The organism is Pseudomonas sp. AC211, assembly GCF_979258055.1.
Genome location: NZ_OZ409830.1, coordinates 3,170,609 through 3,189,347, shown reverse-complemented (window position 1 = coordinate 3,189,347; position 18,739 = coordinate 3,170,609). Strand labels below are relative to the sequence as shown.

The 18,739-nt window shown below is 61.1% G+C and carries 22 protein-coding genes; 10 read left to right on the top strand and 12 right to left on the bottom strand.

What is annotated here, in order from left to right; translation table 11 throughout:
• Positions 1-31 precede the first annotated feature (31 nt).
• Positions 32-1,024 (bottom strand): zinc-dependent alcohol dehydrogenase family protein, encoded by a 993-nt coding sequence (locus ACZZZP_RS15005; RefSeq protein ID WP_463383273.1) that lies wholly within the window; start codon positions 1,022-1,024, stop codon positions 32-34.
• A 283-nt stretch (positions 1,025-1,307) separates the two neighbouring features.
• Between ACZZZP_RS15005 and ACZZZP_RS15000 the strand changes: the two genes are divergently transcribed.
• Positions 1,308-1,826: a hypothetical protein gene (locus ACZZZP_RS15000; protein ID WP_463383272.1), complete on the top strand. Its 519-nt coding sequence runs from the start codon at positions 1,308-1,310 to the stop codon at positions 1,824-1,826.
• Between the two features lie 74 nt (positions 1,827-1,900).
• Here the strand turns inward: ACZZZP_RS15000 and ACZZZP_RS14995 are convergent, their stop codons facing one another.
• The gene (locus tag ACZZZP_RS14995) at positions 1,901-2,800 is read right to left on the bottom strand and encodes a fatty acid desaturase family protein (RefSeq protein ID WP_463383271.1); all 900 of its coding nucleotides are present in this window, start codon (positions 2,798-2,800) and stop codon (positions 1,901-1,903) included.
• 141 nt (positions 2,801-2,941) lie between these two features.
• On the opposite strand from ACZZZP_RS14995, the gene ACZZZP_RS14990 reads away from it, so the two are divergent.
• Complete coding sequence (locus ACZZZP_RS14990; RefSeq protein WP_463383270.1) at positions 2,942-3,964, top strand: AraC family transcriptional regulator; 1,023 nt, start codon at positions 2,942-2,944, stop codon at positions 3,962-3,964.
• Positions 3,965-4,031: 67 nt separating this feature from the next.
• Here the strand turns inward: ACZZZP_RS14990 and ACZZZP_RS14985 are convergent, their stop codons facing one another.
• From ACZZZP_RS14985 to ACZZZP_RS14975, 3 genes are all read right to left on the bottom strand, one after another.
• Entirely contained in the window at positions 4,032-4,979 is a 948-nt protein-coding gene (locus ACZZZP_RS14985) for a hypothetical protein (protein ID WP_463536649.1), read from the bottom strand.
• A 73-nt stretch (positions 4,980-5,052) separates the two neighbouring features.
• Complete coding sequence (locus tag ACZZZP_RS14980; protein WP_463383267.1) at positions 5,053-5,328, bottom strand: DUF1652 domain-containing protein; 276 nt, start codon at positions 5,326-5,328, stop codon at positions 5,053-5,055.
• A gap of 79 nt (positions 5,329-5,407) precedes the next feature.
• Positions 5,408-6,325: a LysR family transcriptional regulator gene (locus tag ACZZZP_RS14975; protein ID WP_463383266.1), complete on the bottom strand. Its 918-nt coding sequence runs from the start codon at positions 6,323-6,325 to the stop codon at positions 5,408-5,410.
• Positions 6,326-6,442: 117 nt separating this feature from the next.
• Between ACZZZP_RS14975 and ACZZZP_RS14970 the strand changes: the two genes are divergently transcribed.
• Positions 6,443-7,285 (top strand): type 1 glutamine amidotransferase domain-containing protein, encoded by an 843-nt coding sequence (locus ACZZZP_RS14970; protein WP_463383265.1) that lies wholly within the window; start codon positions 6,443-6,445, stop codon positions 7,283-7,285.
• A 63-nt stretch (positions 7,286-7,348) separates the two neighbouring features.
• A complete protein-coding gene (locus tag ACZZZP_RS14965) occupies positions 7,349-8,071 on the top strand; it encodes an SDR family oxidoreductase (RefSeq protein WP_463383264.1) in 723 nt (240 codons plus the stop codon).
• 34 nt (positions 8,072-8,105) lie between these two features.
• Here the strand turns inward: ACZZZP_RS14965 and arsH are convergent, their stop codons facing one another.
• From arsH to ACZZZP_RS14950, 3 genes are read right to left on the bottom strand one after another with little or no spacing between them, the layout of a single operon-like run.
• The gene (arsH, locus tag ACZZZP_RS14960; RefSeq protein WP_122493609.1) at positions 8,106-8,792 is read right to left on the bottom strand and encodes an arsenical resistance protein ArsH; all 687 of its coding nucleotides are present in this window, start codon (positions 8,790-8,792) and stop codon (positions 8,106-8,108) included.
• Between the two features lie 13 nt (positions 8,793-8,805).
• On the bottom strand, positions 8,806-9,276 hold the full coding sequence (locus ACZZZP_RS14955) for an arsenate reductase ArsC (protein WP_463383263.1): 471 nt from the start codon (positions 9,274-9,276) through the stop codon (positions 8,806-8,808).
• A gap of 27 nt (positions 9,277-9,303) precedes the next feature.
• Positions 9,304-9,645 (bottom strand): metalloregulator ArsR/SmtB family transcription factor, encoded by a 342-nt coding sequence (locus ACZZZP_RS14950; RefSeq protein ID WP_463383262.1) that lies wholly within the window; start codon positions 9,643-9,645, stop codon positions 9,304-9,306.
• Between the two features lie 89 nt (positions 9,646-9,734).
• Between ACZZZP_RS14950 and ACZZZP_RS14945 the strand changes: the two genes are divergently transcribed.
• Genes ACZZZP_RS14945 through ACZZZP_RS14935 form a run of 3 tightly spaced genes read left to right on the top strand, consistent with a single transcriptional unit; the run spans position 9,735 to position 11,798 of the window.
• Positions 9,735-10,526, top strand: coding sequence for a hypothetical protein (locus tag ACZZZP_RS14945; protein WP_463383261.1), 792 nt, complete (start codon positions 9,735-9,737; stop codon positions 10,524-10,526).
• 1 nt (position 10,527) lies between these two features.
• A complete protein-coding gene (locus ACZZZP_RS14940; protein WP_463383260.1) occupies positions 10,528-10,959 on the top strand; it encodes a phage holin family protein in 432 nt (143 codons plus the stop codon).
• Entirely contained in the window at positions 10,956-11,798 is an 843-nt protein-coding gene (locus tag ACZZZP_RS14935; RefSeq protein WP_463383259.1) for a DUF3618 domain-containing protein, read from the top strand. Before ACZZZP_RS14940 ends, ACZZZP_RS14935 begins: the two co-directional genes overlap by 4 nt.
• A 70-nt stretch (positions 11,799-11,868) precedes the next feature.
• Here the strand turns inward: ACZZZP_RS14935 and ACZZZP_RS14930 are convergent, their stop codons facing one another.
• The 4 genes from ACZZZP_RS14930 to ACZZZP_RS14915 all read right to left on the bottom strand — a co-directional run bounded on the left by ACZZZP_RS14930 (position 11,869) and on the right by ACZZZP_RS14915 (position 15,518).
• Positions 11,869-12,681, bottom strand: a complete 813-nt coding sequence (locus tag ACZZZP_RS14930; protein WP_463383258.1) for an SDR family NAD(P)-dependent oxidoreductase — start codon at positions 12,679-12,681, stop codon at positions 11,869-11,871.
• Positions 12,682-12,710: 29 nt separating this feature from the next.
• Entirely contained in the window at positions 12,711-13,712 is a 1,002-nt protein-coding gene (locus tag ACZZZP_RS14925) for an NADP-dependent oxidoreductase (RefSeq protein ID WP_463536648.1), read from the bottom strand.
• 265 nt (positions 13,713-13,977) lie between these two features.
• Positions 13,978-15,189, bottom strand: a complete 1,212-nt coding sequence (locus ACZZZP_RS14920) for a cytochrome c biogenesis protein DipZ (RefSeq protein WP_463383256.1) — start codon at positions 15,187-15,189, stop codon at positions 13,978-13,980.
• A gap of 50 nt (positions 15,190-15,239) precedes the next feature.
• Entirely contained in the window at positions 15,240-15,518 is a 279-nt protein-coding gene (locus tag ACZZZP_RS14915; protein ID WP_463383255.1) for a DUF2790 domain-containing protein, read from the bottom strand.
• Positions 15,519-15,789: 271 nt separating this feature from the next.
• Between ACZZZP_RS14915 and ACZZZP_RS14910 the strand changes: the two genes are divergently transcribed.
• The 3 genes from ACZZZP_RS14910 to ACZZZP_RS14900 all read left to right on the top strand — a co-directional run bounded on the left by ACZZZP_RS14910 (position 15,790) and on the right by ACZZZP_RS14900 (position 18,673).
• Positions 15,790-16,530 (top strand): response regulator, encoded by a 741-nt coding sequence (locus ACZZZP_RS14910; protein WP_122493599.1) that lies wholly within the window; start codon positions 15,790-15,792, stop codon positions 16,528-16,530.
• Positions 16,527-17,840, top strand: coding sequence for an ATP-binding protein (locus ACZZZP_RS14905; RefSeq protein WP_463383254.1), 1,314 nt, complete (start codon positions 16,527-16,529; stop codon positions 17,838-17,840). Before ACZZZP_RS14910 ends, ACZZZP_RS14905 begins: the two co-directional genes overlap by 4 nt.
• Positions 17,841-18,034: 194 nt before the next feature.
• Positions 18,035-18,673, top strand: coding sequence for a ferric reductase-like transmembrane domain-containing protein (locus tag ACZZZP_RS14900; protein ID WP_463383253.1), 639 nt, complete (start codon positions 18,035-18,037; stop codon positions 18,671-18,673).
• Positions 18,674-18,739: the final 66 nt, after the last annotated feature.

Here is an 18,739-nt window from a genome sequence, read left to right as displayed (position 1 = left end):
TTATGGCAAACAATTGGTTGTCAGAGAACAATCAATCCACGACAACGACGATCTTGCCGATCTGTGCATTCGACTCCATTCGACGATGAGCATCGGCGATGTCAGCCAGTGAAAACACCTTGTCGATGAAGGGCTTGAGCGTGCCTTCTGCCAACCCTTTGGTTACGAAAGCCTTGGCAGCGGCGAGTTTGTCCATGTCCATGGTGATTTCGAAAAGCTCGTAGCCGCGCACGGTCAGGTGCTTGCCAAGAATGTCGAATACCGGAACAGGTATATCGCGGTGATCAAGAGCACCGTACTGAAAGAAGATGCCGGCGTTGGCCATCGACTGAATCAGTTTGGTCGCTTGCGGGCCACCCACCGGGTCAAAGACGATGCGCGCGCCTTTGCCGCCTGTGATCCTGGCCACTTCGGCAACCAGATCGTCTTCCTCGGTGGCGATGACGTGTTTGGCGCCAGCATCCAGCAAAGCCTGACGCTTGGCGCTGGTGCGCGTGAGTGCGACGGGGATGGCACCCTGCATGTTGGCGATTTGAATAGCCGCCAGGCCAACGCTGCTCGATGCGGCTGAGACCAAAACCGTTTCGCCAGCTTGCAGGTTGCCGTACTCAATCAAGGCACCGTAGGCCGTGACGAACATCATCCAACTGGCTGCCGCCTCCGCGAAACTCAGGTTGGAAGGATGCTTTACCACGGCATGGGCGGGCGCATTGACCACTTCGCCGTACATGCCGTAATCGGCAAAAGAAAACGCCGGAACGACGCTTACCGCGTCGCCCACAGCAAAGCCGCTGACGTCACTGCCAACGGCCCGCACGATGCCAGCGGCTTCATAGCCAAGCGTTGCTGGAAACTGCGGCTCGATTACGTATTGCCCAGTGCGATACATAATTTCAGCACGGTTCAAGCCGATGGCTTTCACCTCGATCTGAACCTCGTTGCTTTTCGGCGCTTGTACGGCAACGTCGTCGAGTGACAGAACGTCAGCGCCACCGGTACGGTGAAATCGGACGACTTTAGGCATGGCTCACCTCGTGAGTGATGATGTCGAAAGGAAGTGCGACATCTGGAAAAGTTGTCGCCATGCTACGGCCTCTTACTCACCGGATAGAGCGCTGCACGCTTCACAATCTGTTATCCACCGAGAACTAATCAGTGGGCAAGCAAGGCGGGCGAACTTATAGGTCAGCTTGCCATTGCCGAACGCAGACCTTGCGCAGCCTCACAATAACGTCCACGCGCCACTGCACGTTGCCTGTGCCAAGCGCTAGCATTCCCATCCCCTTCAACGCCTTCGGATTCTCGCCATGAACCTGCGTGTGCTTGCCGCCAGCCTATTGTTCGTTTGTACCGTTGCCCATGGCGCCGAGCCTGCGCCGCTTCCTAAAGCGTTGGAGCAGCAGGTCGAGCGATTGGTGGCGCTGGTTAAAGACAGCTATGCCACCGGCTACCCGGAAGCGGCCATGACGCAAACACTCAACACCGGCGAGGAAAGCCAGGTCACGCTGGTGGTGTTCACGGTCGAGGGCTTCGGCATGGGCAACAATTACAGCCAATACCTGGCGGCATTTACCCCGGACGAGGACGAACAAGGCGTGCCCTATTACAGCCTGCTCGATGTGGTGCGAATCGGTGGCGACAGTTGGCGAGCGATTGAAACGCTGGACGCGAAACTGGTCAGCGACCCGGCGGGTGAACAAACGCTGATCGACATTCCGGCAATGGAAAATACCCCCGACGACCAGGCGAATTCACCGAGCAAAGCGGCGGTTATTCATCTGTCGCTGGAAGGCTCGCAGACGCAGCGGCTGGTTGAGGTCAAGTAACGACGCAGCGCCGTCTACGAGGCGCAACGTGGGCAAGCGCTTTCGGGTTTGCGCTCCAATCGTCGCGCCGCTTGCTACTTCTCATACCGCTCGGCTTCCACGTTACGTCGATGGAAGATGCCAATCATCGGCGTACCGTGGGCGCGCATCGCCGGCTCGATACGGCGATGCAAAGCGTGGTAGCGATAGAACGGTACCCTTGGGAAAAGGTGGTGCACGGAATGCAGGTTCTGGCCGAGCCAGAACCATTCCAGCGGCTTCATCCAGCTGGGCATGATCAGGCTGCTGGTGTTGCGGTAGCGCGCTGAGTCCTGGTAGGGCAGGTGGGGGCGATACGCGAACCAGTAGGCCACGAAGAACGCGCCGGCCAAGTAGCCAATCATCAGCAAGGCCCAGGTATGTTCTCGCCCCACCATAGCGATGATCGCAATACGCCCGCCGACCGCGAGTACCACTTCGGTCATGTAGGTTGCCTTCACTCGCCGCGAAGCGGTTGGCCAATAGTCGCGGAACAGGAAGGTGTTCTGAATCCACAGAAAACGAAAGCCGCTCACCACGAACGCGAGGTAACCGCCAGCCATTCCACTCACGACGTAATCGGGGTCTTTGTCCGGCTGGTTGGTGTAGCGGTGATGTGTGAAATGTTCAACTTTGTGGGTGGAGAACGGCACCATGATCACCGGCGCGACCAGATACCCGCACAGGTCGTTGAGCCATTGCAGTCGGTCATGGCGACCGTGAAGGTTGCCATGCACGGCCTCGTGCAAGGGCGTGTATGAAAGGTAGGTGACCACGGCGTAAATCAGGGTTGCCGCTAACAATGGCAGCTGCCCTGTGGCGAACAGATAAAGGTCCGCAATCAGCGATGTCCACACCCCTATCACCAGGGCCAGAGTCGGCCACGCCAATTCGGTGGTGTATTCGCGTGCCGTGGCGATGGCCTGTTTGTTCAGCGCATTGAGATCCAAATCCATGGTCGTCCTCCCGGACGTTCTTGTTGTTTTTCGTTTGCGCCACCTTAGCGAGTAGTCGTGTACCCTCGGGAGGACAGGGGCGGCCTACTGCCATGCATTTCTGGCCAGGTCGTATCGCACCGTAGTTTCAGAAGAAGCGGAATGGGCATACCAACGCACGCGAGCTTTCGGCACCCCATCGTCATCAGTCAGGTGATGGTCAATTTTGCTGCGCGCTACGGCGTCGATGTGCACACCTGCCTCGCTGGCACCGGCCTCACCGAAGCGCAGTTGCACGACGCAGATGCCTTGATCGCGCGCGAGCAGGAAATGCGCCTGATCGAAAACCTGATGCTCGCGTTGCCGGACGTTCCGGCGCTGGGCTTCGAACTGGGCCTGCGCTACAACGTGGCGACCTTCGGCATTTGGGGATTTGCACTGCGAACCAGCCGCAATCTGCGCGAGGCTATCCAGTGTGCGCTGCGTTATCTGCCATTGAGCACGGCGTATTGCCGTTTGGCGATATTTTCCGATCAGCACGAATACGGTACGAGCGTCGACGCCTCCGCGATTCCCCTTCCTCTGCGGCAGTTTTTGCTGGAGCGCGATATGGCCACTTCCATTCGCCTTTTTGACGAACTCGCCTTGTCGGGATTGCATGTGCTTCGGCTGGAGTTCCAGGGCAGGCCGCCAGCGCACGCGGATCGGATAGAAGCACTCAGCGGCATCGCGCCGCGCTATGGCTGTTCGCGCAACGCTATCGTGCTGCGGCGCCAGGATGCGGAGTTGCCGTTGCCGATGTACGACGTTCATTTGGCACGGCTGCTGGAAGAGCAATGCCGCACGCAGTTGGAAAGACGGCAGGTCGGCGGCGCCACCGGCCAGGTTCGACAACTGCTGCTCGGGCCGGCGGGGTTGGCGGCATCGCTTGAGGATGTGGCCCATCGGTTGGCGTTGGCGCCGCGTAGCCTGCATCGCCGGCTGACGGAGGAGGGCACCACCTTCCGCCACCTGGTTGAAGCCGAGCGCAAGCAACTGGCTGGGCTGCTACTGCAAAACACCGAGATGAAGCAGGACGAGCTGGCATTTCAGCTGGGCTACAGCGACTCCACGGCTTTCGCGCGCGCATTTCGGCGCTGGTTTGGACAGTCACCAAGCGAGTATCGCAAAGCCGTAACGCGCTGAACGGGTCGGTTGTCCACTGGGCAGTTCATGGTCTTCCTGCCTTTCGCCCAACGGCTAAACCCGCCCATCAAGGTTCAGCTTTCATCCGTCCCTGAACTGCCATACGCAGGCAGCCCCAGGCGATGAATCCAAGAAGCAACACCTCGCCAATGCCGACCAGGACGTTGAACGAAAAGGTCCACGGTTGCTCGGCGAAGAAGAAGCGCGACGTGCCCGAGCGCACGCCGCTGAAGCGCAGCTCCCCGGTAAAGAGCGCACGCACCAAGGCGATCACCTGTGTCAGCTCCAGCACGGCCACGAACGCGCCGATCAGGGCGAGGAGAAGGCGGCCGGGCACGCCTATTTTTTCCGTGCGCCCTTGCTGCGCCGGCGGCTTTTTGCCCTTGTGTTGGGTGCGCTTGGCTGAGGCCATTCGGGCCGGTGCGGGAGCCGGCTGGTAGGCGGCTGCCAAGCCTGTTGGGGCCACCTCGACGACTTCGGTAGGCACCGGCACTTCCAGGTAGTCGGCAAGTTCGCGCAGCCAGGTATCCGTGCGTTTACTGCCCGGCACCACTGGCACCGTGGAGGTTGTCAGACGGTGCTCGGGGCCGTCGCGCATCACCAGCCACAGCTGGGTGTAAATCGGCTTGGCGTCTCGATTGCGGCGAAGTTCAAGGCGCTTGGGGCCTCGAATTTTAAAGGTGGTTATGCGTTCGCGGCGGCCGAAAAAGTTCTGCATACGCTGCTTGCCCACACCCTCATCGCGGGAGAACACAAACGTCTCACGCGAGCCGATGTATATCGTCATCATCAGCGAGATCGCGGGAATCAGCAGCAGCGCCAGAATGAGGGTGAGCAGGTGCAGCGGGTGCATCTGTCCCGGAATGTCGCTGACGATGGCAAACACCACAAACGCCACGGGCGCGGCGACGGAGACCGCGCCTGCCAGAACGATGGCGATCGTTTGTGTCCGGTTGTACGAGTGGATATGCAGGTCACCCTGCGGGGTGCGTTCAAACCGATGACCAACCAACATTCAACGAACTCCCTGTCCTCGTTTCAGCGCTTAACTTGCGGTGCCGCAAGCTGACCCCAAAGGCCTCGTTTTTTTAGGTTTGCGGCGGTAAGTTGGCGGAGGGCGGGTCGAAGACCAGCTCGCGAATTTCCATCTCCTGTTCAATCGCTTCCACGATCGGTACCAGGTCGTCTTGCGTGGCGCTGGCGCTCCACGGCAACCCGGCCAGGACGGCGAAATCTTCGCCGGTCTTGATATCGAAAACGCGTACGCTCATCGCGGTCGGCGACTCAAGCGCCGCCTCGAAGCCTAACGGTGAGAAGTAGTCTTTAAGCCGGGAACACGCAAAGGCAAACGTCATCTTCGCCATGGGTCATCCTAAGGTGGGGTGAAGAGGCCCAAGGATACGCGAGGGCATATCCACTTGCTTGTCAGCGTTGGCGGTGACGCTAGTCGCCGCGTTCCAGTTGGCTAGTGCCGGCCATAAAATCAATCAACGCCCGAGCCGCCGAAGACAGCTGGCGGTGCGGCGCATAGATGATGGAGAAAGGCCTGCTGCGCCCACCCAGCGGCAGCAGAATTTCCACCAGTTCGCCGCGCTGCACACGCTCGCGGCTGATGAAGTCGTACGTTTGGCAAATGCCCATACCGCTTTGCGCCAGGGAAACCACGCCCAGCACGTCGTCCGAGACCACCACGTTGGCGTGCGGTATCCAGTCCACGTCCTGCCCCTCAACCCGAAACAACCACGGCGCGACTTTGCCGCTGCTGGGCATGATGAAGGGCAAACACACGTGCTCGCTCAAGGCCTCGAGCGTCGCAGGTTCGCCCGCTCGCGCCAGGTAGTCGGGCGAGGCCACCAGCGCCAAGCGCGCCGCTTCCAGGGTGCGACCCACCAGGCCGCTGTCAGGCAGCTGGCCCAGGCGAATGGCAAGGTCGTAGCCCTCGGCAACGAGGTCGACGTTGCGATTGGTGATGCTCAGTTCCACCTGCACGGCAGGGTAGTGGTGGGCAAAAGCGCTGAGCAGCGGCGGCAGGCGGTAGTGCCCGTATGTAGTCGGCACGCTCATGCGCACGCGGCCGCTCAACTCGCCGTCCTGGCCACGAATGGTGTGTTCCACCTGCTCAATCTGGGCAAAGGCTTGACGCGTCTGCTCCAGATACAGCGTGCCGGCGTCGGTCAGGCTCAATCGGCGGGTAGTACGTCGCAGCAGTTGCACCCCCAGGCGCGTTTCAAGCCGGGCCAACGCCCGGCTGAGCACCGAGGGCGTGGTGCCCAGCGCAACGGCGGCGGCGCTGACGGTGCCTTGTTCCACCACGCGGATAAAGGCTTCCACATCACCCAAGTGATCGAATTTACGCGGCATTATTGCTTCCTGGGGCCAAATGATTTGCGGTCGAGGTCGTTTATCGTCATTTAACGCATCAATACAGTGTCTAGCCAAGAGGTGACGCCCGATCACCTGCGTATTTCTGGACTCGACATGAAACGACTGACCCGCATCGCCCTGGCCACCGCCTTGGTCGGCAGCAGCCTGACGGCCCACGCCGCGAACGTACTCGTGGTGCTCTCCGACTCCGCCAGCCTGGACCTGAAAGACGGCAAAGTATTCGCCACCGGCTTCTACCTGAACGAGGCGTTGCAGCCGGTGAAAATGCTGCTCGACGCCGGCCATCACGTCACCTTCGCGACCCCGAACGGCAAGGCGCCGACCGTAGATAAAAGCTCCATCGATAAAATGTATTTCAACAACGACGCGGCCACGCTTGAAACCTACCAGCACCTGCTGGACCAACTGCAACTGACCCAACCCGAGCACTCGCCGGTTATCAGCCTCGCGCGGGTCGAACAGATCGGCTACGAGCAGTTCGACGCCGTTTACATTCCGGGCGGCCATGCGCCCATGCAAGACCTGCTGCATAGCCGTGCCCTGGGGCGCTTGCTGACCGACTTCCATACCCACAAAAAAACCACGGCACTGGTGTGCCATGGCCCGATTGCGTTGCTGTCGACACTGCCGGACGCCGAGCGCTTTACCGCGCAATTGCAGACGGCGAAACCGGCGAGCGCCAGCGCCGACTGGATTTACGCGGGCTACAAAATGACCGTCATCAGCAACAACGAAGAGCAAGCCGCCAAAGCGCTGCTCAACGGCGGCGAAATGAAGTTCTACCCGCAAACTGCGCTGGAAAAAGCCGGCGGCTCGTACAGCAGCAATACCAGCAACTGGACGGCGCATGTGGTCACCGACCGCGAGTTGATCACCGGACAAAACCCGGCCTCGGCGGTGGATGTTGGCAAGGCGCTGCTTGAGCGCTTGAAGTAACGCAGGTGCGCCGCAGGGCGTGAATGCACGCCCTTTTTAAATCGTCGAACAGGCAGGTTTTGCATGAGCAACCGTACGTTTTTGATTACCGGTGCCAGCAAGGGCATCGGCTGCGCGCTGGCGCACACCTTGGCAGACGCTGGGCACACTGTTGTCGGTATTGCTCGCCAGGCTGGCGATGCCGAATTTCCCGGCGTTCTGCTGCCGCTCGACCTGGGCGACCGCGAACAGACCCAGCACACACTCGATGCATTAGCCCGGCAATACCGCTTCGACGGCGTGGTCAATAACGTCGGCCTAGTGCGACCGCAGGCGTTGGGCAGGGTCGAGCTTGACGATTTTGATGCGGTGATGAGGCTCAGTCTGCACGCCGCGCTGCAAGCCACACAAGCCCTGCTACCGGGAATGCGCGAGCGCGGCTGGGGCCGCGTGATCAACATTTCCAGCCTCACGGTATTGGGCGTTGCCGAACGCACCGCCTATGCCGCCGCCAAAGCGGCCATGGTGAGTTTTACCCGCACCTGGGCGCTGGAGTTGGCAACCACTGGCATCACCGTCAACGCCGTTGCGCCAGGGCCAACGGAAACTGAGCTGTTCCGAGCCGGCAACCCGGTGGGCAGCGACGGTGAAGCGCGCTACCTGGCCGGCGTGCCCGTGGCGCGCCTCGGCAAGCCCGAAGAAATTGCCGCAGCCATTGCCTTTCTGCTGTCCGAACACAGCGGCTTTATTACCGGCCAGACGCTGTTCGTGGATGGTGGTGCGTCCATTGGCAAGGCGGGGTTTTAATCGCTGTCGGTGGCGACGTTGCGCGTGCGCTCACCTAAATTTCCCGCTGATTCACCCTCGCTGACAGCGCGTGTGCCGACTCATTGCGCTCTGAATAGCGGTCGACCAAGTCAGGGCGGTCGCGCAGTAGCAGGGTGAATTTCATCAGTTCTTCCATCACGTCGACGACGCGGTCGTAATACGCCGACGGCTTCATGCGGTCGTGTTCATCGAATTCCAGGAACGCCTTCGGTACCGACGATTGGTTCGGGACAGTGAACATGCGCATCCAACGGCCGAGGACGCGCAACTGGTTGACCACGTTGAACGATTGCGAACCGCCGCACACCTGCATCACAGCCAGGGTTTTGCCTTGAGTGGGTCGCACTGCGCCCAGGGCTAATGGCACCCAGTCAATTTGTGCTTTGAACACGGCGGACAGCGCGCCGTGGCGCTCGGGCGAGCACCACACCTGGCCCTGCGACCAGACCATGAGGTCGAGCAGCTCGCGCACTTTGGGGTGCTCCGTTGGGACGTCATCCGGCAGGGGCAAGCCGCTGGGGTTGAAGATGCGTGTTTCGGCGCCCAGGTGTTCGAGCAGTCGTGCCGCTTCTTCCACCAAAAGACGGCTGAAGGAACGCGGCCGGGTCGAACCGTACAGCAGCAGAATGCGTGGGCGCGAGGCGGAGGTCTCGATGGGCGTAAGGAGCGTGTCGTTCAGATTGGGAAGGTCGTGGCTCACGGTTGTCTCCGGACTAGAGGATGCCGATGCGATCAAGCTCGCGCTGCAATTCATCGCGGCTCAAACGTTCGAATGGCAACGCTTGAAACGCCCGGCAGCGCTTTTCAATGGTTGCCAGGGTGGCGCTAAACGCAGCGCTGACAGCCGCTTCGTCGCCTTTCACATCGGACGGATCATCCAGCCCCCAATGCGCTTTCAGTGCGGGACCGAAGTACACCGGGCAGGCTTCGCCGGCGGCTTTGTCACATACGGTGATCACCACGTCGGGCACGCTGGTTTCGAAGGCGTCGTTGCCTTTGCTTGAAAGTCCGACGGTCGAAATGCCGGCTTCTTCAAGCGTCACCAAGGTGCGCGGCAGCACCTGGCCTTTTGGGAAACTCCCGGCGCTGACGGCTTCGAACCCGGCCGGGGCCAGGTGGTTGAACATGGCTTCGGACAGAATGCTTCGGCAGCTATTGGCCGTGCACATAAACAGCACTTTCACGATGGCGTCTCCGGATTGGAAGGGGTGTTAGCAGCAGGCCGCGCGGACGGGGCGATCGCCCATGTGCTGAAGTCGCGAGGTGTTTTCGTACAGCCAATCGGTGTTGGCCAGCAACGCTTCGCGCAGCACGGCCTGAACCCAGGCGGGCACCTCAGGGTTAACGCGGTAGTAAATCCACAAGCCTTGGCGGCGGTCGAGCAGCAGGCCGCTGGCGCGCAATTGCGCCAGGTGGCGTGACACTTTGGGCTGGCTTTCTTCCAGCGCATGCATCAGCTCGCACACGCAAAGCTCACCTTCGCTCACAACCAATAGCGTGGCGCGAAGGCGGGTTTCGTCTGCCAGGCATTTGAATAAGAGGGTGGGATTCATGACGTCGCCAGACCGGGTAAATGCGGGATCGCGAATATATGGGTAAACGAATATAGGGGTAAAGTTCTTTGCGCGTTGGGGGGCTCTTTTTGCGCCTATTTTTACTCTTCGCCGCTTCGCTTAAGCGAAGCGAGCCGCTCTATCTCGCACTTCTTCGCCTATCAAATGTTCTGAACTTCCAGCAAAAAAACGGCGTCCTTCCCTATGCCTGTAGTGAAACCAATGCGCTCGGCAAGCCGTGCAGTCTGCCCAGCGTTTCAAACGATGGGGAACGAAAAATGAGCATATCGGGACAACCACAGCAGGGGTCGGGTGCAGGTGCACCGAACGACTCGACGCAACATCATCTTCAGGGCCTTGCCGATGCCGCCGGCGCGACGCTGAACGATGCGGCCGGTCAAGGTGAGGCGCAGTTCGAACAGCTGCGTGAGCGCGCGACCGAGCAGATCGACTCGCTGGCCGAAGGCGCGCATTCAGCAGCTTCTGCCCTTGAAGGAAAAGACGCCTTAGGCATTTCCAGCTACCTGGGGCAACTCGCTGACGGCCTGGGCGCATTCGCCGACCGTGTGCGCGACAAGAGCGCCGAAGACCTGCTTCACGAAGGCGCGCGTTTGGCCCGCGATAACCCCGCGCTGTTCGTAGCGGGCAGCGTGGCGATTGGTTTTGGCCTGTCACGTTTCCTGCGCGCCAGTGCCGAGCATGGCAGCGAAGCGCAGACAGACAATTCGCCCTCGGCCTCGGCTACCTCGTTCAGCAGCTCGCCGACCGCCACGCCTGCCGGGACGACCACCTCGTCGTCCTCGTTTACCAACGGTGAGGCGGGGCTGACCGCCGGCACGGCTTCCGATCCACTGCTTGATAGCGATGTGCGAGGTATTTGAAATGAACACTGATCCGTTTGATACCGCGTCATCAAGTGCACGACCTGCCGCCAACGACAACGCCTCCATCGGCGCGCTGTTGCGCCAGCTCAGCCGCGAAGTGCCGGAGCTGTTCACCAAGGAAATTGCTCTGGCCAAGGCGGAGTTACAGCACAGCCTCACCACGCTCAAAGCCGGCGTCGCGGCGGTTGCGGGTGGCGCCATGGTGCTGCTTGCCGGGTTGATCATTTTGCTCATGGCGGCGGTGTACGGCCTGGGCACCCTGATGCAGCTCTGGCTCGCCGCGCTGATTGTCGGGGTGGTCACGTTGGTGGTCGGGTTTGTCATGGTGCAGGCCGGCAAAAAACAATTCGAGCCTTCGCACTTCACGCCTGAGCGAACGCTGCATGCCGTGCAGCAAGACAAGGACGCTTTGAAGAGGAAAGTCTCATGAGCACTTCATTTCAAAACGAATCGCACAAAAGCCCGGAAGTCCTGGAACAGGAAATCGACGCCAAACGCCGCAGCATCAATAATATTGTCGACTCACTGGAAAGCCGCTTCACGCCAGGTCAGCTGATTGATCAGGCATTGGCGTACACCAAAGGCAATGGCGGCGAGTTCTTTCAGAACTTGGGCACCACGCTTAAAAACAACCCTGTGCCCACCACCTTGACCGGCCTCGGCCTGGCCTGGCTGGCGATGAATCAAAACAAGCCGTTCAACCCCGGCCCGGCGCATTCCGGTCCCGGTTTGGGCGAGAAGATTGGCGACGCGTTTCAGAGTGTGACCGGTGCGTTGTCGTCTGCCGGTGATGGCCTGCGCAACGCCGCAGATTCCGCCAAGGCGAAAGGGCAGCACATGCGCGACCGCGCCAGCGACTCGCTGCACCGCACCGGCGACTCGCTGAACGAGTCTTCCACTGCCTTCAACGACAAGGTCCACCACATGGGTAACCAGCTCAACGCGCAAGCCAGTCAGCTCAAGGGTCAGCTTAATCAGGTGATGAAAGAGCAGCCCTTGGTGCTCGCCGCCATCGGCATCGCCCTGGGCGCTGCCATTGGCGCCGCGCTGCCTACCAGCAAGCGCGAAGACCAGCTGTTCGGCAAAGCCAGCGACAAAACCCTGGCCTCGGTGAAGGCCAAGGGTGAGCAGGTGTACGAGGCGGCGAAAGAGCAGGCCAAGCCGGTCGCCCAGGCGATGAAGGGAAAGGCTGACGACACCAAGGGCACGGCGCCCGCGAAGAATGACGCGGGTACGGACTTGTCTGCCGGGCTGGGCATTCGCTCCTGAGGCGATAACCACAGGGACGGATTTATTCAGCGGCGCTGCGTCTGGCGCCGTGGACTAAATCCGTCCTTTTTTATGCGCGCGCTGGCAATGCCAAACGTGGCTTGCCCAGCACCTGCGTGGCCACCCACGAGGCTGCCGGGCGGGACAACAAGCGCACGCCAAAGCACGTCAACTTATTGAACACGCCCGGCACCACGGTGCGCTTACCGTCGAGCATCGCCTCGATGGCGGCGTGGGCCACGAAGTCGGCGCTTTTGGTCGAGGCGTTGGCGATCCACGAATAATCGCCTCCGCCGGAGCTGGCATGAAACGCGGTTTCGGTGCCACCGGGGCAAATGCACGTCACCGACAGCGACGTACCCCGGTGTTCGTCATGCAGGGCTTCGCTGAAGTTGCGCACGAACGCTTTGGACGCGGCGTACAGCGCCATATTCGGCACCGATTGATAGGCGCCCGTGGAGGCGATATTGACCATGTGCGCCGGCGCCTTGTTGCCGCTGTGGGCATCAACGAAGCAGCGCGCCAATGCCACCAGCGAAGTCATGTTCAGTTGCATCAGCTCCGCATCGCGCGCCCAGTCCACCTCGTCGAAACGGCGAAAATAACCAAACCCGGCGTTATTGATCAGGATGTCTACCGGGCCGTTCACCGTAGCGGCGCGCCACAACGCGTGAGCCGCATCGGGCTGGCCGAGGTCGGCGGTAATGATCTCGACGTTGACGCCAGTACAAGTGGCGGCCACTGCCTCCAGTGCGTCGCGGCGTCGGGCCGTGAGTACCAAGTTGATGCCACGTTTAGCGAGCGCTTGCGCGATGGCCGCGCCAATGCCGCTGGACGCGCCAGTGACCAGTGCGCGCGTGCCGAGGATAGGTGTGGTGGTCATGTGCTTCTCCAGTAGTAAGGGTTGCGCCGCTAAAAAACCTGCACCACAACCTTGCCTTTCACGCGCCCGCTCTCTGAATAAGCGAGGGCTTTTTGTGTGTCGGCAAAGGCAAAAACGGTGTCAATGATTGGCCGAATAGCGCCGCCATCGATCAGCGCCGCCAGCTCACGCAACTGCGCGCCATCGGCCCGCATAAACACAAAGCTGTACGCGACGCCGCGCTGTTTCGCCTTGCGCCGGATGCCGGAACTGATCAAACGCAGCACTTGCTTGAGCGGCCAGGCCAACCCGCGCGCAGTGGCGAAGGCGGGCGTGGGAGGGCCGGAGATGGAGATCAGGTGACCGCCGGGTTTGAGTATCTTCAGCGACTTGTTCAACTCGTCATTGCCGAGGCTGTTGAGCACTACGTCGTAGTCGTGCAGCACGGTGGCGAAGTCTTGGGTTTTGTAGTCAATCACCAGGTCCGCGCCCAGGGCTTTTGCCCAGGCGACGTTGGCCGTGCTGGTGCTGGTGGCAACAAACGCGCCCAGGTGCTTGGCGAGCTGTATGGCGACCGAGCCGACGCCACCGGAGCCGGCTTGAATAAATACCTTCTGGCCCTTCTTCAACTTCGCGGTCTCGACCAGCACTTGCCAGGCGGTTAGGCCCACCAGCGGCATGGCAGCGGCCTCAATCATGCTCAGGCTTTTAGGCTTGTGCGCCACAGACGAAGCCTTGATGGCAATGCGCTCGGCGAAGGTGCCAATGCGGTCATCGTCGGGGCGTGCGTACACCTCATCGCCCGGCTTGAAAGCCTTCACCTTGGCGCCGACGCGCAGCACCTTGCCGGCCACGTCATTGCCCAGAATCAGCGGCAGACGGTAGGGGAGAATCAGCTTGAATTCGCCACTTTTGATCTTGCCGTCCAGCGGGTTGACGCTGGCGGCGTGCACCTCAATCAGCACGTCATCGTCGCGTACTTCAGGCTCGGGCATGTCGGCGAGGCGGCCGGGCTCTTTCTTGCCGTAACGATCAATGGTGAACGCCTTCATGGTGGCTACTGCTCTCTGGACGGGTAAGTGGAATGCGGGTCGGCACGCGGGGAGGCGTTACCAGGTTTCTTTGAGATCGAGCGCTTGCGTCCAGGCCAATTTCTGCTGGTTGTGCAGCATCGTTGGCTGACTCATTTCACCGTTCCCGTTGTGATGAGGAAAAGCCGCTGAACCTGACGGTCAGCGGCACATGCGGCTAATGATGTTGTTCGTAATCTAAGCTGTGAATGGTTTTGATTGCGGCCGACATCAAAACCGCGTCCTTTTACGGCGTATTGGCTGTACGGGCCTCCTCCAACAGTTGCTGAATCACTTGTTCCTGCTGCTCGTAGCGGCCTTCGCCGAAGTGGCTGAAGCGCACCTGGCCTTTGGCGTCGATGAAGTAATGAGCGGGCCAGTACTGGTTGTCGAAGGCGCGCCAAATCGCATAGTTGTTATCGATCGCCACCGGGTAGGCGATGTCGCGCTTTTGCACTTCGCGCTGCACATTGCTGATGATTTTTTCAAAGGCGTATTCCGGTGTGTGCACGCCAATCACTACCAGGCCCTGGTCTTTGTATTTCTTCGCCCATTGGTTCACGTAGGGCAGGCTGCGTTTGCAGTTGATGCAGTCGAAGGTCCAGAAGTCGACCAGCACCACCTTGCCGCGCAGTGACTCGGTGGTAAGCGGCTCGGCGTTCAGCCACTGCACGGCGCCGTTTAGCGACGGCATTGGCTGGCTGGCGTCGGCCGGCATCAGCGAGACGGCGTTGGCTTTGCTGATGACGTAGTCGATGAGTTTCGGTGCGTTCTCCAGCACGCTCTGTTCGATTGCTGTGCTGCGTTGCGACGACGCCTGTTCATAGAGGTAACGGTCGGCGCCGGTAGCAATCGCGACCGTGGCCAGCAACGCCGCCACACCGGTGGCGCGTCGCAACCACGAGGTAATCGGCAGCAGCGGTTTTAGCCGCGTGACCAAGCCGCGTCCGGCTACCAGCAGCACACCGAGCGAACAGGCACTGCCGGCGCCGTAGGCCAACAGCAGCAAACTGGTGTGCGTATTGGCGCCTTGCAGCATGGCGCTGGACAGAATCGCGCCCAGAATCGGCCCCGCGCACGGCGCCCACAGCAGGCCGGTGGTCACGCCGACCGTCAGCGCTGCAAACGGTCCGCCATTGCCGCCGGAACCGAGCCGGTTGGCCAGCGCGACAAAGGGCGTGGCCAGCCAGGTGCCTAGCCGAGCAGAAATCAGCGACAGGGCAAACATCCCGAGAATCACCAACGCCACCTGGCGCCCGGCGACGTTGGCTTGCGCCACCCATTCACTGCTGACCACCGCCAGGCTTGAGACCAGGGCGAAGGTCAGCGCCATGCCCGTTAACACCAAGGCGATGGAGCGGCGTGAATGGCTGATGCCGGCAAACAACAACGGCACCACCGGAAGAATGCAGGGGCTGAGGACGGTGAGCATCCCGCCCAGGAATGCGATAAGCAGCATGGCGCTACCTCTGAGTTAAAAGACCAAGCCTGAAGGGGCGCGAGCGGCGACTAGTTGCCGCTGTTGCAAGCGTCGGCGAGCTTGCTGTACGTCAGCGCGCGCTTGTCGCCCATGGAATCGAGGTAAACCATTTGCGCACTGACTACCCCGCAGGAATGGCTGCTGTCTTCGCTGACGGACAACACGCGGTCGATGTCCAGCTGCGTGCCGTAGGTGTAGGTTTCGTTGGCAACATGGCTGGCGGCACTTACGCCCTGGGCCAAGGCGGGGAGGGCGCCGGCGCTCAGAACGGTCAGCAGGCAAGCGGCGCAGAGGGCTTTGAAGTTCATGGTGGTGTCCTTTTAAGTCAATGAGTTCGTTGTGGTTTGTCGAGGCCGGATGTGTGCGCTCGATGGGGCTCATTGAATGCCGCTGAGGTATCTCGCCTGTGTCGAGAAACCCGCCCGTTAAATTCGTTACGTGTCTGCGGTCGGCTGAGATACACAGCGATACAATCGCAACCGTTTTTGCTGGCGCGCAGGTGCGCGGTTCGGTAGATAGACTGAGCACGCCCGCAGCAGCCGGCACTTCACCCCATGCGCACACTTCGGAGAACAAGGAATGGCACACACCGATCACGTATTGATCGTTGATGATGATCGTGAAATCAGGGAGCTGGTCGGCAACTACCTGCAAAAGAACGGCTTGCGCACCACCGTAGTGGCCGACGGCCGCCAGATGCGCGCGTTTCTGGATGCCAACCAGGTCGACCTGATCGTGCTCGACATCATGCTGCCGGGCGATGACGGCTTGCAGCTGTGCCGCGAATTGCGGGTGGGCAAACACAAGGCCACGCCGGTGCTGATGCTCACCGCGCGCACCGATGAAACCGACCGCATCATCGGCCTGGAGATGGGCGCCGATGACTACCTGACCAAACCCTTCGCTGCCCGTGAGTTGCTGGCGCGCATCAACGCCGTGCTGCGGCGCACGCGCATGTTGCCGCCTAATCTGGTGGTGACCGAAAGCGGTCGGCTGCTGCGCTTCGGTCGTTGGCGCCTGGATACCACGGCCCGTCATCTGCTCGACGACAACGACACCTTGGTCGCCCTCAGCGGCGCTGAATATCGCCTGTTGCGCGTGTTCCTCGATCACCCGCAGCGCGTGCTTAGCCGCGACCAACTGCTCAACCTGACCCAGGGCCGCGAAGCTGATTTATTCGACCGCTCCATCGACCTGCTGGTCAGCCGCCTGCGCCAACGCCTGCTGGATGACGCCCGCGAGCCGGCTTATATAAAGACGGTGCGCAGCGAAGGCTATGTGTTCACCTTCCCCGTGGAGCTGCTTGAGGAACAGGTATGAGGCGAGTGCTGCACTGGCCGCACACATTGGCCTCGCGCTTGTGGCTGATTTTTCTGGTCGGCCTGATATTGGCCCAGGCGCTGACCTTCGGCGCGCAATATTACGAGCGCTACCAAAGCACCAAAGACGCCATGCTCGGCAACTTTGAGCACGACACCGCCACCTCCATCGCCATTCTCAACCGCGTGCCCGCCGCCGAGCGTCCGGCCTGGACCAAACGCCTGCAGCGGCGCAACTACGACTACCTGCTGCGCGAGCACGACGCCGGCATACCGCTGACCTCAGACGACCTGGCGGCCACCGTCGCGCAATCACTCGAAGCCTCGCTGGGGCGCGACTATGACCTGACCGTGGTACAGATTCCTGGCCCGCGCGAACACTTCCAGGCCCAACTGCGCCTGGCCGATGGCAGCCCGGTCACCATCGACGTGCGGCCCACCGTTCGGCCACTGGCGCCGTGGCTGCCGGTGGTGTTGTTCGGCCAGTTGGTACTGATGGTCATCTGCACGGGGTTGGCGGTGGGCATTGCCACGCGCCCGCTCAGTCGTCTGGCCGAGGCGGTGGAGAACCTCGACCCCAACGCCCACCCCGTGCCGCTGGATGAAAACGGCCCTCGGGAAGTGGCCTACGCTGCCCGGGCTTTCAATACCATGCAGGCGCGCATCGCTGACTACTTAAAGGAACGCATGCAACTGCTGGCGGCCATTTCCCACGACCTGCAAACGCCCATCACGCGCATGAAATTGCGCGCCGAGTTCATGGCCGACTCGGCGGAGAAAGACAAACTCGACAGCGACCTCAACGAAATCGAACACCTGGTGCGTGAGGGCGTCGCCTATGCGCGCAGCGTGCATGGCGCCTCGGAAAGCAGCTGCCGCATCAACCTCGATTCGTTCCTCGACAGCCTAGTGTTCGACTACCAAGACACCGGCCACGACGTCAGCCTGAGCGGCAAGAACGGCGCCGTTGTTGAAACCCGCCCCCATGCCCTGCGGCGCATTCTGGCGAACCTGGTGGACAACGCCCTCAAGTACGCCGGCACTGCTGAACTGGAAATTGCTGGCACCGAGCAGGCCGGCCTATCCATCAGCGTGCTCGACCGCGGCCCCGGCATTCCTGACGAGGTATTGGCCGACGTCACCAAGCCGTTCTACCGCGTCGAAAGCTCACGCAACCGCAGCACTGGCGGCACCGGCCTGGGCTTGGCGATTGCTCAGCAACTGGCGGTCGCCATTGGCGGCTCGCTGCGCGTCAGCAACCGCGACGGCGGCGGCCTGTGCGTCACCCTCACGCTGGCCGCCACGGCCTGAGCGTTTCCTGCCTGCGCCGCCCTTAAGAAAGGGCGCGCGGGTAGGGTTTTGTAAGCCACTGTATCCAACGCCCCTCCATACGCATGCGCTTGCATAACGGCGCCTTGCCGACATAGCCGGTATACACGCGCCAGCAAGAATTCTCCCCGTCGACTCGCTACTCGAACAGCGAGCCAAAACAAGGAGAACTTGCTATGAACAACCCACCCCACAGCCTTCGAGGCTGGACGCTTTTCGGTTTTATCGCCGCCTTGGTTGTGGTGATGAGCGCCCTGGCCGTCGCCGCCCAACCTGAACTGGTTGAAGGCCTGCGCAGCGCCATCCGCGCCACCGCCCGTTCCTCGTTCGTGCTGTTCGTTGTTGCCTTCACCGCCTCGGCCTTCGCCGTGCTGGTGCCTTCGCCACTGACCAAATCGCTGGTGCGTGAGCGCCGCTTTATCGGCCTGGCGTTTGCCTTTTCCCATCTCGTCCATGCAGTGCTCATTTACTTCTACGGACAAGTGAACACCGAGTTCTGGCCCGGCCGCACCGTGGCCAACAACATTCCGGGCAGCACCGCGTACGTGTTCATTCTGCTGATGGCCCTGACCTCATTCAAAGGCCCGGCGCGGCTGATCGGGCCCAAGGCCTGGAAGGCGCTGCACGTGAACGGCATGTGGATCATCGTCGCGGTGTTCACCTACTCCAACTTCAAACGCATCCCCATGAGCGACTGGTACGTGCTGCCGTTCGGCATCGCTTGCGCCGCCATTGCGATTCGCCTGGTCGGCAAGCTGGCCCAAGCCAACAGCCGCCGCCAAACCGTCATTCGCCGCGCCGCCGTCGCCTCCTGACGAGTCCGTTGTTCACACCCCTATGTAATCGCTTGAACCGATCTTTTCGATCATCAACCTGAGGAA

Excerpts from the sequence above, each read along its gene's own strand:
- ACZZZP_RS15005 (WP_463383273.1), bottom strand. The coding sequence starts at position 1,024 with ATGCCTAAAGTCGTCCGATTTCACCGTACCGGTGGCGCTGACGTTCTG.
- ACZZZP_RS15000 (WP_463383272.1), top strand. The coding sequence starts at position 1,308 with ATGAACCTGCGTGTGCTTGCCGCCAGCCTATTGTTCGTTTGTACCGTT.
- ACZZZP_RS14995 (WP_463383271.1), bottom strand. The coding sequence starts at position 2,800 with ATGGATTTGGATCTCAATGCGCTGAACAAACAGGCCATCGCCACGGCA.
- ACZZZP_RS14990 (WP_463383270.1), top strand. The coding sequence starts at position 2,942 with ATGGGCATACCAACGCACGCGAGCTTTCGGCACCCCATCGTCATCAGT.
- ACZZZP_RS14985 (WP_463536649.1), bottom strand. The coding sequence starts at position 4,979 with ATGTTGGTTGGTCATCGGTTTGAACGCACCCCGCAGGGTGACCTGCAT.
- ACZZZP_RS14980 (WP_463383267.1), bottom strand. The coding sequence starts at position 5,328 with ATGGCGAAGATGACGTTTGCCTTTGCGTGTTCCCGGCTTAAAGACTAC.
- ACZZZP_RS14975 (WP_463383266.1), bottom strand. The coding sequence starts at position 6,325 with ATGCCGCGTAAATTCGATCACTTGGGTGATGTGGAAGCCTTTATCCGC.
- ACZZZP_RS14970 (WP_463383265.1), top strand. The coding sequence starts at position 6,443 with ATGAAACGACTGACCCGCATCGCCCTGGCCACCGCCTTGGTCGGCAGC.
- ACZZZP_RS14965 (WP_463383264.1), top strand. The coding sequence starts at position 7,349 with ATGAGCAACCGTACGTTTTTGATTACCGGTGCCAGCAAGGGCATCGGC.
- ACZZZP_RS14950 (WP_463383262.1), bottom strand. The coding sequence starts at position 9,645 with ATGAATCCCACCCTCTTATTCAAATGCCTGGCAGACGAAACCCGCCTT.
- ACZZZP_RS14940 (WP_463383260.1), top strand. The coding sequence starts at position 10,528 with ATGAACACTGATCCGTTTGATACCGCGTCATCAAGTGCACGACCTGCC.
- ACZZZP_RS14935 (WP_463383259.1), top strand. The coding sequence starts at position 10,956 with ATGAGCACTTCATTTCAAAACGAATCGCACAAAAGCCCGGAAGTCCTG.
- ACZZZP_RS14930 (WP_463383258.1), bottom strand. The coding sequence starts at position 12,681 with ATGACCACCACACCTATCCTCGGCACGCGCGCACTGGTCACTGGCGCG.
- ACZZZP_RS14925 (WP_463536648.1), bottom strand. The coding sequence starts at position 13,712 with ATGAAGGCGTTCACCATTGATCGTTACGGCAAGAAAGAGCCCGGCCGC.
- ACZZZP_RS14920 (WP_463383256.1), bottom strand. The coding sequence starts at position 15,189 with ATGCTGCTTATCGCATTCCTGGGCGGGATGCTCACCGTCCTCAGCCCC.
- ACZZZP_RS14915 (WP_463383255.1), bottom strand. The coding sequence starts at position 15,518 with ATGAACTTCAAAGCCCTCTGCGCCGCTTGCCTGCTGACCGTTCTGAGC.
- ACZZZP_RS14910 (WP_122493599.1), top strand. The coding sequence starts at position 15,790 with ATGGCACACACCGATCACGTATTGATCGTTGATGATGATCGTGAAATC.
- ACZZZP_RS14905 (WP_463383254.1), top strand. The coding sequence starts at position 16,527 with ATGAGGCGAGTGCTGCACTGGCCGCACACATTGGCCTCGCGCTTGTGG.
- ACZZZP_RS14900 (WP_463383253.1), top strand. The coding sequence starts at position 18,035 with ATGAACAACCCACCCCACAGCCTTCGAGGCTGGACGCTTTTCGGTTTT.